9 protein-coding genes are annotated in these 14,007 nt (G+C 51.5%); 4 read left to right on the top strand and 5 right to left on the bottom strand.

The annotated features are described in order from the left end of the window. Positions 1 to 13 precede the first annotated feature (13 nt). The 3 genes from ACUVOF_RS10180 to ACUVOF_RS10170 all read right to left on the bottom strand — a co-directional run bounded on the left by ACUVOF_RS10180 (position 14) and on the right by ACUVOF_RS10170 (position 3,904). Positions 14 to 1,423, bottom strand: a complete 1,410-nt coding sequence (locus ACUVOF_RS10180; RefSeq protein WP_447044242.1) for a cytochrome ubiquinol oxidase subunit I — start codon at positions 1,421 to 1,423, stop codon at positions 14 to 16. Between the two features lie 281 nt (positions 1,424 to 1,704). Continuing rightward, entirely contained in the window at positions 1,705 to 2,034 is a 330-nt protein-coding gene (locus ACUVOF_RS10175) for a general stress protein (protein ID WP_447044241.1), read from the bottom strand. A gap of 370 nt (positions 2,035 to 2,404) precedes the next feature. Further along, positions 2,405 to 3,904, bottom strand: a complete 1,500-nt coding sequence (locus tag ACUVOF_RS10170; protein WP_447044240.1) for an FAD-dependent oxidoreductase — start codon at positions 3,902 to 3,904, stop codon at positions 2,405 to 2,407. Positions 3,905 to 4,355: 451 nt separating this feature from the next. Between ACUVOF_RS10170 and ACUVOF_RS10165 the strand changes: the two genes are divergently transcribed. Then, on the top strand, positions 4,356 to 5,648 hold the full coding sequence (locus ACUVOF_RS10165) for an ATP-grasp domain-containing protein (RefSeq protein WP_447044239.1): 1,293 nt from the start codon (positions 4,356 to 4,358) through the stop codon (positions 5,646 to 5,648). Positions 5,649 to 5,724: 76 nt separating this feature from the next. Here the strand turns inward: ACUVOF_RS10165 and ACUVOF_RS10160 are convergent, their stop codons facing one another. Then, the gene (locus tag ACUVOF_RS10160) at positions 5,725 to 6,459 is read right to left on the bottom strand and encodes an SDR family oxidoreductase (protein WP_447044238.1); all 735 of its coding nucleotides are present in this window, start codon (positions 6,457 to 6,459) and stop codon (positions 5,725 to 5,727) included. A gap of 163 nt (positions 6,460 to 6,622) precedes the next feature. Here ACUVOF_RS10160 and ACUVOF_RS10155 point away from each other — a divergent pair, with 163 nt between their 5' ends. Next, complete coding sequence (locus ACUVOF_RS10155; RefSeq protein ID WP_447044237.1) at positions 6,623 to 7,528, top strand: LysR family transcriptional regulator; 906 nt, start codon at positions 6,623 to 6,625, stop codon at positions 7,526 to 7,528. Positions 7,529 to 7,547: 19 nt separating this feature from the next. On the opposite strand, the gene ACUVOF_RS10150 is transcribed toward ACUVOF_RS10155, so the two are convergent. Then, positions 7,548 to 8,267, bottom strand: coding sequence for a Crp/Fnr family transcriptional regulator (locus ACUVOF_RS10150; RefSeq protein ID WP_447044236.1), 720 nt, complete (start codon positions 8,265 to 8,267; stop codon positions 7,548 to 7,550). A gap of 486 nt (positions 8,268 to 8,753) precedes the next feature. Here ACUVOF_RS10150 and ACUVOF_RS10145 point away from each other — a divergent pair, with 486 nt between their 5' ends. Together ACUVOF_RS10145 and ACUVOF_RS10140 are read left to right on the top strand one after the other, a co-directional pair. Beyond that, on the top strand, positions 8,754 to 11,807 hold the full coding sequence (locus ACUVOF_RS10145; protein WP_447044235.1) for a CheR family methyltransferase: 3,054 nt from the start codon (positions 8,754 to 8,756) through the stop codon (positions 11,805 to 11,807). Further along, entirely contained in the window at positions 11,746 to 13,986 is a 2,241-nt protein-coding gene (locus ACUVOF_RS10140) for a putative bifunctional diguanylate cyclase/phosphodiesterase (protein ID WP_447044234.1), read from the top strand. The genes ACUVOF_RS10145 and ACUVOF_RS10140 overlap by 62 nt, the downstream gene beginning before the upstream one ends. Positions 13,987 to 14,007: the final 21 nt, after the last annotated feature.

The raw sequence follows: 14,007 nt of genomic DNA, 5'->3' as shown, positions 1-14,007 counted from the left end.
CCTACAGGCAAACTCATGGGTTGCGATGAGAGCGTCGGCTGAACGGGTGCCTAGGGAGATTTTGCTCACGAGCTTCGTCATAATCTTCTTTATCTGACAATATACTTTCGGGTGTGGGGCGCACCAATTTGACGAAAAAATAGGCACCTATAAAGAAAATCAGGGTATAGATTCCCCATAGTCCTACCAGGCTGGTGACCAAGGTGGCTACGCTAAATGGTGAAACGCCATCGGCCGTGCGCAATAAGCCATAAATAATCCAGGGCTGCCTTCCGGCTTCAGTGGTAACCCATCCGGCTTCGATGGCCACCATACCGATCGGCGTCGCCAGCATCATGAGGATTAAAAACCAGCGCGACTCATAGAGCTGTTTACGTTTTCGCATCCATAGCGACAACGCGACAAGACCGAGCATGGCGAATCCTAGATAGACCATCAGTCGAAAGGCGTAAAAAATCAGCGGCACGTAGGGGCGCTCGTCTTCCGGCCATTGCTCCAATCCCTGGATCTTGCCTGTTAACGAGTGGGTCAGGTAGAGGCTGCTTAGACGGGGGATTTCCAAGCTAAAACGATTTTCCTCTTGTGCAGGATCAGGCCAGGCAATCACTACCATGGGCATGCCTTCACGCTCAGGTTCAATTTTCCAATAGGCTTCCATGGCCGCCACCTTGGCGGGCTGATGTTCAAGGGTATTCAGGCCATGCACATCTCCCGCAAGGATCTGCAACGGGACGACGAAGGTCAGCATCCACAGTGCCATTGAGAACATTCTTCTGGCGACCGCATCTTGGTGATTACGATACAAATGCCAAGCGGCAACGCCAGCTACCACAAAGGCCGTCGCGATAAGGGCAGCCAACGACATATGCACAAAACGAAAGGGCTGGGAGGGATTAAAGATGACTTCCCACCAGTCTTCGGGAATGATTCGGCCATTCTCGAAGGCATAACCTGCCGGAGTTTGCATCCAGCTGTTCGAGGCGAGTATCCAGAATGTCGATATATAGGCGCCAAGCGCGACCATGCAAGTGGCGAAGTAGTGAACCTTTCGACTAACACGCCCTTCACCAAACATCATGATGCCAAAGAACCCAGCCTCCAGAAAAAAAGCCGTCACTACTTCATAGGTCAACAGTACGCCACTTATGCCGCCTGCTTTTGATGAGAACACACTCCAGTTGGTGCCGAACTCGAAGGCCATAATGACCCCGGACACTACGCCCGCAGCGTAATTCACGGCGAAATGAGGCAGCCAATAATGGTAGATACCCAAGTAGATGCGATTACCCGTCTTTAGCCACATCCCTTCAAGAAAGGCCAGATAGCTGGCTAAACCGATACTCAGCGCCAGAAAAATGATGTGGTACATCACGGTGGTAGCAAACTGAAGGCGGGCCAAGTCGACGGTATCTAACCCCAGCATGGCTGGACTCTCCTTGTCCGAACATCAAACGATGATGACGAGGCTGAACCGAGCCTCTAGTAGATCAGTTATATAGGCTAGCGGTGTGTTAAAGAGATTAGTGAGCTTAGCCAGGGAAACGTTTAAAGTTGCTTAAATCTTGAAAGCATAAGTGGTTTATAACAAATTTTAAAATAGTTTTGAGGGTGCAAATGAAACGCTACTAGCGACAGGGGAAATCACTAGTAGCGTTTAAACTTCCTTGCTTTGTTCTTTCCCACCTTGGGAAGAACTTTCAAGACTTAGCGGCCGCCACTATGGCTATTCTGTCCGCCTTTTTTTCCAGCCTCGGATGCTTTTTCTGGATCATTGGCGAAGTTGCCGCCGCTGTTGTGGCCTCCTTTCTGGCCAGCTTCTGAGGCTTTGTCAGGGTCATTGGCGAAGTTACCGCTGCTGTTTTGGCCACCTTTATGACCGGCTTCAGCTGCTCTCTCCGGGTCATTGGCGAAGTTGCCGCTGCTGTTCTGACCGCCTTTATGACCAATATCTTCGTAGAATTCTTTATCGTGGGTTTTAGCAGTGGTATCACCGCCTTTTTTACCCGCTTCACTGCGTGACATTTTATCAGCCATTACGTTCTCCTTTCAGTAAATTATCAAAGAAATGTATACCTTGGCGAAGTTGCCTAGTGTACTCATTCCTTATCCTTCACTGGCTGACCCAGTGAACTCAGCAATCCTGCGCTGGTGCATTCAACATAGGGTTGAATGATGGTCTACACAAGGTGGAGAAAGTTTTTTTAATGTTTATTAACTAGCATATGGCGAGCTATTCAATTGACTAAAAGTTGCTAGCTTAATCAACATTTAAGGGTAAAAGGATAAACAAAACTTATACAGTTTAATAGCTAATGTGTAAGCTATTCACGCGCAAACTTTTACCAACCTTTCTCCTTATAAGAAGGCAGCATGTGCAAACTAACGTGAGCCTCAAGTGGTCTTCTTAAGAGGGCTGACCGCGTTTTGCCAAAGGATGAAAAGAAGGCCCTTCAATCACTTCGCCTTCTAAATCAAAGCGACTTCCATGACAGGGACAATCCCAGCTCGCTTCAGCCCCGTTCCAATGCACCAGACACTTCATATGCGGACAGACGGCAGAGAGGATGGAAAGCTGACCGGTTTCGTCGCGGTGGATAGCAAGCTTTTCACCCTCAGCTGTCACCACCTTACCTTGACCTAGCCCAATCTCTTCAATTCCCTTCAGTTTTTCAGTGCCGAGATAATCCTTGAAGAAGCTCTTGCTAACGGAGGCATTTTCTTCAACCCATTTCGTGGCCGATTTAGCCGGGGTGAAACGTCGCGCATCGAAGGGTTCATGCCAGGGATTTTCCCGCCCGACGATAAGATCGCTAATGATGTGCCCCGCGAGTGTTCCCCACACTAAACCATCGCCGGAAAACCCGGTAGCGAGATAGGAATGGTCTTGGCCATGAAATTTCCCTATATAGGGCAAGCTATCAGCAGGGCTGTACTGTTGGTTGGACCATTGATGACAGTAGTCTGTCACCTCAAAATGGCTGCCCATATATTCACGCAGATTGTCAAAATGGGCGTTGTTTGAATCACCTTCTCCTGTCTTATGCTGTTCACCGATTACCATTATGTATTGTTCATTTTCATGCTGGTAGCTGCGTATCGAGTGAAAAGGATCGTGCACGAAAAATATGCCGTTAGGGTATGCATCGCTGTTGATTTTAGCGCTTACACCGTATTCGCGGGAGGGCAGTAACATCGTCTGCAGTAGGCTAATTCCCTTAGGCGTATGCGTCGCATGAACAATATGCTTTGCACTAACGTGCGCTGTATCCGTCTCGATAAGCCCTTGATAGTAGTCTATGTTTCGTACCGGACTATGTTCATAAATTTCAACACCCCGTTGGCTAATCGCCTTAGCGAGCCCATGAACATAACTCAAGGGGTTAAACTGAGCTTGTCCTTCTATTTTTAATCCTTGCTCCATTGAGAAAGGCAGGGGAGAGTCCTCAATGGTATCTACCTTTAGTCCTGCGACGACCATTGCTTCATGTTCGGCATCGAGTGTCTTGATGGTTTTCTTGTCTTGGGTTGTTGCGATTCGATATAAGGGGCGACGATGAAACTGACAATCAATACCGAAGCGCTCCACGGCCTCTTCTATGTAGTCGATTGCCTGGGCACGTGATGTGACTACTTTTCGAACCATATCGTCGCCCCATTTCTTACGTAGGGGCGCTAATCCTGTGGCCATGATGCTATAAAGGTTACCCGTCGATCCGCCTGTGCAACCATTACCGACGGTGAGCGCTTCGATCACAACCACACGCAGTCCGGTGTCGGCTAACCGCTCCGCGGTGGTAAGCCCGGTAATACCTGCCCCAATGATGGCAACGTCTGCGTCAATATGACGATTTAAGGTTGGATAATGATCTGCTTGATTGCAGCCTATCTTCCAGATAGCGTCCATACTAACTCCTTAACTACGATTCAAATGGCAAGTTCACACTGTGCTTAATATCTGTATTACCCTGGATGAATCCTGTACGCAGTGTCTCGAACCTTCTTAATATTCAATCGGTATGTACGAGTATAGTTAAACGTTTAATAAAAATTCTTTTAATTAACTATGGCCCATCATCGCGAGGCCTGCTAGCGCCAGAGGCGCGGAGTTGTGGCGCTAGCGGTCATTTGGAATGCGAATGTAGCCCGACAAGGGGGAGCCTAGGAGCCCTGGGGCGATTCAAGCTTTAATAACTATTTTGCTAAAGACGTCATATACATGATGACATATCATTTTTTTAACTTTAATCAAATTATCCTCTATGGCTCTAGCATTCACCGCAAATGGTAAGTAGAAATGTAAACAAGGAAGCAAGTGAGCGCAGCTAGGCGCTTGGAGAACGCATGGAGGCAGTAGAATGAAACGGAATATTTTTATCCCCGCATTGGAAGAACAGCAGCGTACTGAACTTGAAACCGTTCGTAATGCTGAAGATTTTTCTTTTCACAGTCTGTTGGATGTTGAAACATTGGTCGAGGCTGAATCCTTTTCATTCAACGACCTTTTGAATAAAGCGCGTCAGGAACTAAAGAAAACGGTCGATTCTGTCGGCTCCGTCGATGCCATCATTGCTCATTGGGATTTCCCGACCAGTGTCATGGTTCCGATTCTATGCAAGGAGAATAACCTTCCGGCGCCGCCTCTGGAGAGCGTGCTGAAGTGTGAGCATAAATACTGGAGCCGACTAGAACAAAAGAAAGTGATTCCCGAGCTTGTGCCTGATTTTTGCTCTATTGATCCTTTCGCTTCGGACCCTTTAGCACAAGTGACCCTTGATTATCCGTTCTGGCTCAAGCCGGTCAAGGCGTTTTCTTCTCAGCTTGGCTTTAAGATTGAGAATGACGAGCAGTTTCACGCCGCTATAAAAGAGACGCGTGAGGCGATTCGTCATTTCGGCGAACCCTTCAACGAAGCGCTAGAGTACGTCGACTTGCCTGCAGAGATAAGAGAAGCCAACGGCAATACCTGTATTGCCGAACAAATTATTTCGGGTATGCAGGGTGCGCCTGAGGGCACCATGTATAAAGGTGAGTTCAATGTTCATGGGGTGTTCGATCAACCCGTGGATGAAGGTGCGATGCTGTTTGACCGGTTGGAATATCCTTCTAGCATGCCGGAGCGGGTTCAGCGACGTATGATTGATGCGAGTAAGCGCTTTCTAGAGCATATCGGTTTTGATAATGGCTGCTTCAACGCCGAGTTTATGTGGGACGAGGAAAGCGATCAGCTGTGGTTGGTTGAGTTCAATACACGTATCTCACAATCGCACAGCGAAATGTTCATAATGGTCGATGGCATGTCCAATCATGAGGTGGCTATCGATATTGCCCTAGGTGAGCGACCCTCGATGGCCAATCGGCAAGGTCAGTTCCCTGTGGCCGCTAAATGCCTTATTCCTCAAAAGCGAGAAGATGCCATTGTTAAGCGCATCCCTAGCCAGCAGGAGTTGGCTGAACTGAGAGAGCGATTTCCGGGAACCTTGGTCAGGCTGGATATTGAGCCGGGCATGCGGCTGAGTGACTTGGCTAACCAGGACAGCTTCTCTTACCACATTGGTACCATTTACCTGGGTGCAGATACTCACGAGGAGTTGCGACAGCGATATCAAGCCTGCTTGGATACGCTGCATTTCGAATTCGATTACGTGTAACGGGTCGGGCGGGCTTAGGGCGCTAAGCCCGCCCGACATAACGCACTACCTCGGTGTTAGTCGTGTCCTCTTCGCATTACGCCGCACTGGCGACAGGGCGCACAACAATGTCGGTGGTATCGACGTCCGCTGGCTGCCCGACGGCATGAGCGATAGCGTTGGCGATCGCCTGGGGCTTGAGTGCAATTTGGCGGAAATGTCGCATGGCTTCTGCTGCTGACGCATCGGTAATCGTGTTAGCTAGTTCAGATTCGACCACGCCGGGGTAAACACAGGTCACACGAATATCGCTGTGTTCCTGGCGCAGTCCGTCCGAAATCGCGCGTACGGCATACTTGGTTGCGCAGTAGACGGCACCGGTAGGGACGACATATAGGCCGCCGATTGAAGAAATACTGATCACGTGCCCGCTACCTTGGTGCTGCATGGTGGGCAGCACTGCGGCGATTCCGTGCAGCACGCCCCGAATATTGACATCAATCATACGATCCCACTCATCGACCTTGAGAGCCGCGACCGGTGATAGCGGCATTACGCCAGCGTTATTAACGATGACATCGATGCGGCCGAACTTTTCTAGCGCGTAATCGGCAAATACCTGCAAGTCCTCGCGACGAGTCACATCAACCGCACGTGCGATTGCCTTGCCACCAGTAGCGTTGATATCTGCAACCAGTTTTTCAAGCCTATCGATGCGTCGTGCACCGAGGACGACGCTGGCGCCTTGATCGGCAAGAAGGCGGGCCGTTGCTTCACCGATGCCGCTGCTGGCGCCGGTAATAAGGATTACTTTGCCTTTAATGTTGCTCATGTCATTCTCCTGGGAAGAGGGCTGTTACGCGACAGAACTTGCTTCTGCTAATCCGTTTCTCCTGTCAGGCGCTCGGGGCCGAACGCATGGAAGAACTTTAGCGCCACCTCTTTATTAAGAGAAGCTACCCAGGGCTAACCAAATTGGTTAGTATTGCTTACCAATGAATGCTGATTTTAATCTCTTAAACGTATTTCTAGCGGTCGCACAGGCCGGTAACTTTCGCGCCGCTGCCGACCAGCTAGGCGTTACCCGCTCGGCTGTCAGCCAGAGCATGCGGCGGCTTGAAGATGATCTTGGCATCGCGCTGGTCCACCGTTCCACGCGCAGCGTTAGCCTAACCGAAGCCGGTAGTCGTTTAAGGGCGCAGATAACGGAACCATTTACGACTATCGCCTCTGCATTGGAAGACGTCGTGGATGATGGTCCGCCCCGTGGGCTATTAAGAGTAGCGGTTACATCGATCGCCGAACGCTTTCTTTCAGGCCCGCTGATCGTCGCCTTTGCCGAGGCTTACCCCAGTATCACGTTGGACGTGACGGTGACCGACGAGGAATTCGACATCGTTGCTGCTGGGTTTGATGCAGGCGTGCGCTTGGGCGAAGTGATTGAGCAGGATATGGTGGCGGTGCCGCTTACCGGGCCACAACGTCAAGCAGTGGTAGCCTCTCCACGTTATCTGCAGCGGCATGGGACGCCCTTGGAGCCTAATGATCTGCTGGACCATCTATGTATCGGCTGGCGGCCTGCACCCGCCGTTGTACCTTATCGCTGGGAATTTTCGGAGAATGGGCGAGAGTTCGATGTCGGTGTCAATCCACAAATCACGACCAACGATATGTTGCTCATGATACGGACAGCCCTCGCAGGGGGAGGCATTACCATTGGTATGGAGGAGACATTTCTTCCCTGGCTAAAAAGCGGGAAGCTCGTGTCGTTGTTACAACCGTTCTTGCCGTCTTTTCCCGGTTTTTATCTCTATTTTCCCAGTCGACGTAATCAACCCCCGAAATTACGGGCATTGATCATGCATATAAGGGCCTATCGGGAAGCGGTTGAGCCTTCGTGATTGTATGCTCCCAGGCAAGCTATCCAGGTACGTTCTGACAGTGCAGGTAGGCCGGGTCAAACTGAGAAAATTGCTTTAACCGATCCCAGTCAAGTATCGTCAAGCGCTTTTTTTCCAGCTTCACTAGGCCTTCGTGTCGCAGCTTTTGAAGAACGCGGTTGATATGTACCTGCGTTAGCCCCATCGATTCACTGAGTTCCGCCTGGGTCAGCGGAAACTCTATCTCATCATCTTCAGCACAACCAGCAATACGCGACCGTATCAGCATCTCGCAAAACACATGTGCCAAGCGCGCCTCGGCCGGCCGGGTGCCCATATTAACCAGCCATTCTCGTAAAACGGCTTCATCCACCAGTGTTGACCAGAAAAGCGCTCGCGCCAGACGAGGATGATTTTCCATGATATTGCGTATCTCATCCGCTGGAAACTTGCGCATTGTCACCGGCGTAAGCGCACGTATCGAGTGATCCATTTTTTCGAGGATCGTGATATGGACATCACATAAGTCGCCTGGAATCAGGAAGGCCATAATGTGGTTATCACCATTTTCCAGAAGTTTATAGCGACACGCCCACCCCTTTTCTATGAGATAGACGTGTTCAGGCCGCTCGCCTTCATCGATAATAACGTCACCTTTCTCCACCAGAATACTTCGGTTACCTGCTGTTTCCAGTAACTGCTTTTCATCTTGAGAGAGAGTCATGTAGTAGCTCAATTTATTAAACAGGGGCGTAATCATTATCTCTCTCCTCTATGTGGTTGTCTCATTTACAAATAATTATTTTATAGATCAAGGTATTATGGCAGGCATTGAGGAGGGGAAAAGAGGAATTTCCTAGATAATATTGATTAGGGTTTACTACTGTAAAGTCGAATTTAAAATCGAAAATTTCCTCTAAAGAAGTGACTGCGAATCTACTGCCAGTATTGGGCAGCTTGGTTTCGTTTCATAATAGGATGTAATCACCGACTACACCGCCATATTAATAGGCCACCCTGTCATTGTGGATAATGCCGACCTCAAAGGGCCGACCGGGATTCAAAATGCTGAAGACGCCGCTGAACACGACATCAGCGCATCAGAAAAGGGGCAAAGGGAATCATAGCCCCCATACCGATCTAACGTTGCGGGTTTGAGTATAGAAAAGCAGGCCCCCAGCGTTGATAAAAAACATATATTATGAGGACATAGGAATACTCAATATTATCCGTACGAGATTAACGCATGTCCCCACCGCACGATCATCACGCTATGGACGCCCTGCCAATTGTAGGCATCGGGGGATCGGCGGGATCACTCCGGTCTCTTAAATCCTTCCTGACCAATTTGCCTGCCGATACCGGTGCGGTATACGTGATTGTTACCCACCATCCCAAAGGCGAGCGCAGCCTGCTACCTGAAATTTTGGGGCCACATGCGGCGCTGCCTGTGCAGATTGTAGAGGAGGGCGAAGCCCTAGCACCGAACAGGGTTTATGTGGCATTGCCGGACGAGGGTTGGATCCTTAGTCGAGGACAGCTAGTCCGCTCCGAAGGAACCAGCAAACGCTCGGAGGCAAGCTCATCAACGGAAGTGGATCGTCGAGCTGGCCCTCCTCATCCGATCGATACGTTGTTTTACTCGCTGGCGGAGGAGGCGGGACACCGAGCTCTCGCGGTTGTTCTTGCTGGAACAGGCAGTGACGGTACCCTTGGCGTTCAGGCCATTAAATACCAAGCCGGTATGGTCATGGTCGAAGACCCGGATACTGCCGAGTTTGGTGATATGCCGGCGAACGCTATTGCCACCGGCCAAGTGGACTATGTGTTGCCCCCAACGGAAATGCCGGCCACCTTGGCCAGCTATCTGGCATCCCAAAATCACCGTCAGGCGACCCTGAAAAGCCACGAGACCGCGATTCCGCAGGGCCTGTTGAAAAAGATATTGCAACAGGTGAGAAACCGTACCGGTCACGATTTCTCGGGCTACAAAATCAGCACGATTAATCGCCGCCTGGAACGCCGCATGGACTTGCAACGTATCCACGAACCCCAGGCGTACTTGGTCTATTTGCAGGATCATCCCGAGGAGATTGACCTGCTGTTCCAAGAGTTCATTATCAGCGTCACCAACTTCTTTCGGGATCCCCACGCCTGGCTTTCTCTAAGCGAGCAACTACCGGCGCTGCTAAAGCAAGCGGCCCGAACCGGGCAGGAGTTCCGCGCCTGGGTGCCGGGGTGTGCTACCGGAGAGGAGGCCTATACGTTGGCAATCCTCATCCAGGAATGCATAGCGGACTGGGAGCAGCCTCCTGCGGTAAGAGTATTCGCCACGGATGTGGATCAAGCGGCTATTGAGAAAGCCCGGGTGGGGCGTTATCCAAGAAGTATCAGCCAATTTATGAGCGAAGCGTTCATGCGGCGGTATTTCTCCGCTGAGAACGACATCGTTAGAATTGGTCGTGAGGTGCGCGATATTGTGGTATTTGCCGAACACAATGTCCTTCAAGACCCGCCGTTTACCAGTCTGGATCTTATTACCTGCCGCAATCTTATGATTTATTTTGAACGCGACCGTCAGGAGCGCCTCCTGGTACTGTTCCGCTATGCTTTGCGTAGCCAGGGGCTTTTGTTGTTAGGACCTTCGGAAAGTTTGGATTATCAGAGCGAGGCTTTCTCTGTAGTGGACAAGGAAAGCCGAATCTATCGTGTTGCCGAAGGATCCTTGCCACCGCGACTGCTGGAGATGCCTGGGCCTAGCCGCCGCCGACGCTCACCACCCTATCAAGAAGCCGACAGAAACCCGGCAGTGGGGACCAACGATAGCCTTACTCGCAATGTGGAATGTCTACTTGCTTTGCAGTTCGCCCCACCATCGGTGATCGTCAACGACCGTGGGGAGGTCGTGTACGTCCATGGTCGAACCGGCCTCTTCCTGGAGCCAGCCAGCGGCCCCGCCCGTAATCAGTTGCTGGAAATGGCACGGCCTGGCCTGCGGGAGCCGCTTAATCAGGCGCTACAGAAGGTGGCCAACGGTGATACCGATCTAGTGAGCCGGCAGGTACAAGTTCTGGCCCATGGCAGTACCGAGAGGGCCCGGTTGGAAGTGCAACTGATCCGGACACCAAAGGCGCTGGCGGGATTTCGCTTGGTGGCCTTACATCATGAGCCAATGTCAGAGGCAGCTAAGACCGAAAGTGAGAGTATTGGCCCAAAAACCGACCTCCAACGCACAAGTAACGGTGGCACTGAAGCCGAAGCTCACCTTATTGAGAAGCTCGAGGCCCTCAGGCAAGAAAAGCAGATTGCGATCAAGGAGATGCAGGCCGCTAACCAGGAGTTACAGTCCTTGAATGAGGAGCTCCAGTCAATGAACGAGGAGCTCCAGAGCAGCAATGAAGAACTAGAAGCCGCCAAAGAGGAAGTGGAATCCCTCAATCAAGAGCTGCGCAGCGTCAATGCCGAGCTCAATATACGCGTCGACGACCTTACCGAGGTCAACGATGACCTTAAAAATCTTTTAGACAGCACACACCTCGCCACTCTATTTCTCGACGAAGCCCTGAATATCAAACGCTTCACTACCCCTGTACAGAAACTGATCGCAGTGCGCTCTTCCGATATAGGCCGACCTCTGAGCGAGCTGACCACTAAGCTGCGTTATAACGGGTTACTGGAAGACGCCGACGCTGTATTGGATACCCTGGTTACCAAAGAGATAAAAGTACAAACAACGACTGGCCACTGGCACCTGCTACGTATCCAGCCCTATCGCAGCACTCGGAATGTCATCCGCGGCGTGGTTTGTACCTTTCAGGACATCCAGGTCGCCCAGGGAGTGATCCGGAACGAGGCCTTTTTTAGAGCGGTCGTCGACACCGTCCCCGAGCCTCTATTAGTGCTCGATGCTGCTTTTCGAGTGGTCTCCGTAAATGATGGCTTCTATCGTATTTTCCCCCATACCCCAGAAGAAGTGGAAGGCAAAAGCCTGTTTAGCCTGGAGGACGGGCAGTGGGATCATCCGGAATTGAGAGCCCTATTAGCAGAAGTACTGCCGCAGCGACAGGCTTTTCATGACTTCGAACTGAGCATGGATCTCTGTGATGCGGTACCGACTTGCTTGCGCATGAACGGGCGCCGCCTAGAATTGGAAGAAGATTCAGCGATGATTTTGCTCTCTATTGGTATTCACAGGCTAACGTCCAAGCCTTCGGAAAGTATCGGAAGGAATCCCAGTCATGGATCAGAAATATCCTCAGCCACTCTCACCGGAGGCACTAAGGAAAGCGGCTCGCGATAGCCTATGTCATGAACTCACTGACGTCTCCAACTGGACCGAGGAGGATATTCAATCCCTGGTCTCTGAGTTGGAGCTGCATCAGGAAGAGCTTCGCATTCAGAATGAGGAGTTATTGCAGACGCGGGACCGGCTCGATAACGCGCGGGAAATGGCTCAGAAATCCTACCGTGACCTCTTCGAGTTGGCGCCGATGGGAATACTGCTCCTGGATGCCAAAGGACGCATCCAGGAGGCCAACCGAGCCGCTGTCCAACTGCTCGATTCGGGCACCAATCTGGCTGGCTGTTTATTATCTAGCTTCGTAGCTGCCGAGTCACAGGATGCGTTACACCTTCACTGGCGCTCACTTGCCTCTACGAGACGCCAAAAAGCCGTCGATCTGACCCTAGCCGTGGACGAAGAGGCCATGCGCACGGTGCGTATGGAGAGCGTGGTTGAGACTTCCGTTGACTCAGCCACTGCTCGGTTTCGTTGCGCTCTGATAGACATAACGGAGCGGCGGCGTACAGAGGATAAACTGCGCATTGCTGCCAGGGTGTCTGATGAAATCGGTGAAGCCATCGTAGTAATGGATCCCTCCGGCTGCATCCAGTCTATCAATAAAGCTTTCACCGCTATTACCGGCTATACAGAGAGCGACGCCTTGGGCGTTACCATGAGCGGTTTAGTCAAATCTGAACGCCAGGGTCAGTTTTTTTATAAAAAATTATGGGAAAGCCTTAACAAGCGAGGCTGCTGGCAGGGTGAAATATGGGACCGTCGCAAGAATGGAGAAATCTTCCCGGAATGGCTCACCATTAATCGCATTAACGACGAAGAGGGGCTGCCCCGCAATTTAGTGGCCGTATTTTCCGATATCAGCCAGATCAAGGAATCGCAGCGCAAGATTGAATACCTGGCTAGCCACGACGCACTGACGGGGCTACCCAACCGCAGCCTGTTTCGGGACCGGGTTCAACAGGCTATCGCTCAAGCTCAGAACAACGGGGGGCATGTGGCCCTCTTGTTCCTGGATTTAGACCACTTTAAAGATGTCAATGACACGCTTGGCCATGAGATGGGGGACGAGCTGCTGGTGCGGGTGGCCGGCCAGCTTAGGGAGTCGGTGCGGGAGTTGGATACGGTCGCACGGATTGGCGGTGACGAATTCACAATAGTGCTGAACGTATGCGATGCCGAGGAGGCTGGTTTCATCGCACAGCGCCTGATAACGAGACTCGCCGGAACCTTCAAGGTTCGTGGACGTAACCTGCGTGTCACGGCCAGCGCGGGGTTGGCTTTATATCCTCAAGACGGCGAGGACGTGGATAGCTTATCCCAGGCGGCCGACATGGCTATGTACCGAGCCAAGGAGGAGGGGCGCAACCGGCTGCGGCTTTATAAATCGGAACTGCACCAGCAACTGCTTGATGATAGTGCGCTTGAGGAGGCCTTGCGCCGCGCGCTTTCCAATGGGGAGTTACGCCTCCTGTATCATCCGCAATTTGACGCGAGCGACCCTAAACGGCTCTTGGGCGCCGAGGCTTTGCTGCGCTGGGATAACCGCGAGAAGGGACCCATTAGCCCAGAGCGTTTCATTCCCATCGCTGAAAGGTCTGATTTGATTACAGAGCTGGGTTGGCGGGTGCAAGAGTTAATGTGCAAAGATATTCATGAGTGGCAAGCGGCAGGGCTCAAACCACCGGTCATTTCCTTCAATGTGAGTCCTAAAACCTTTCGTGAAGGCAAATTTGCTTCTCGTTTACGCGAAATTATGGCGCGATACGGAATATCACCGGGCCAGCTCCAAGTGGAGTTCACTGAGGGCACGCTCACCGAACACTCCGATACTGTTTACCAAGAAATCCGTGAGCTTCATGAAGGCGGCATTAAACTGGCTATCGATGATTTCGGGACCGGCTATTCATGCTTGGTCAACCTCAAGCGGCTACCTCTGGCCGAACTCAAAATTGATAAAACTTTTGTCGACGGCCTGGGTAAAAACGATCACGACGAGGCCATTGCCCGGGCTACTCTCTCCATGGCCCAGGCATTCGGGCTAAGGACGGTAGCCGAGGGGGTAGAGACGCAGTCACAGCTGGCCTGGCTGCAAGCACACGGCTGCAATCGTATCCAGGGGTTTCTCCTGGCTTATCCCCTTGAGACCGAGGCTTTTCAGAGCATGTTGCAGAGTGCCTAACGCACATTGATTTCCTCTGGT

This window comes from Vreelandella sp. H-I2, from assembly GCF_052959335.1.
The sequence above is the reverse complement of the archived record's forward strand: the minus strand, read 5'-3'. Positions and strand labels throughout refer to the sequence as shown.

Bases quoted from the DNA above. Each gene is read 5' to 3' on its own strand.
- ACUVOF_RS10180 (WP_447044242.1), bottom strand. From the start codon at position 1,423: ATGCTGGGGTTAGATACCGTCGACTTGGCCCGCCTTCAGTTTGCTACC.
- ACUVOF_RS10165 (WP_447044239.1), top strand. From the start codon at position 4,356: ATGAAACGGAATATTTTTATCCCCGCATTGGAAGAACAGCAGCGTACT.
- ACUVOF_RS10160 (WP_447044238.1), bottom strand. From the start codon at position 6,459: ATGAGCAACATTAAAGGCAAAGTAATCCTTATTACCGGCGCCAGCAGC.
- ACUVOF_RS10175 (WP_447044241.1), bottom strand. From the start codon at position 2,034: ATGGCTGATAAAATGTCACGCAGTGAAGCGGGTAAAAAAGGCGGTGAT.
- ACUVOF_RS10155 (WP_447044237.1), top strand. From the start codon at position 6,623: ATGAATGCTGATTTTAATCTCTTAAACGTATTTCTAGCGGTCGCACAG.
- ACUVOF_RS10140 (WP_447044234.1), top strand. From the start codon at position 11,746: ATGGATCAGAAATATCCTCAGCCACTCTCACCGGAGGCACTAAGGAAA.
- ACUVOF_RS10170 (WP_447044240.1), bottom strand. From the start codon at position 3,904: ATGGACGCTATCTGGAAGATAGGCTGCAATCAAGCAGATCATTATCCA.
- ACUVOF_RS10150 (WP_447044236.1), bottom strand. From the start codon at position 8,267: ATGATTACGCCCCTGTTTAATAAATTGAGCTACTACATGACTCTCTCT.
- ACUVOF_RS10145 (WP_447044235.1), top strand. From the start codon at position 8,754: ATGTCCCCACCGCACGATCATCACGCTATGGACGCCCTGCCAATTGTA.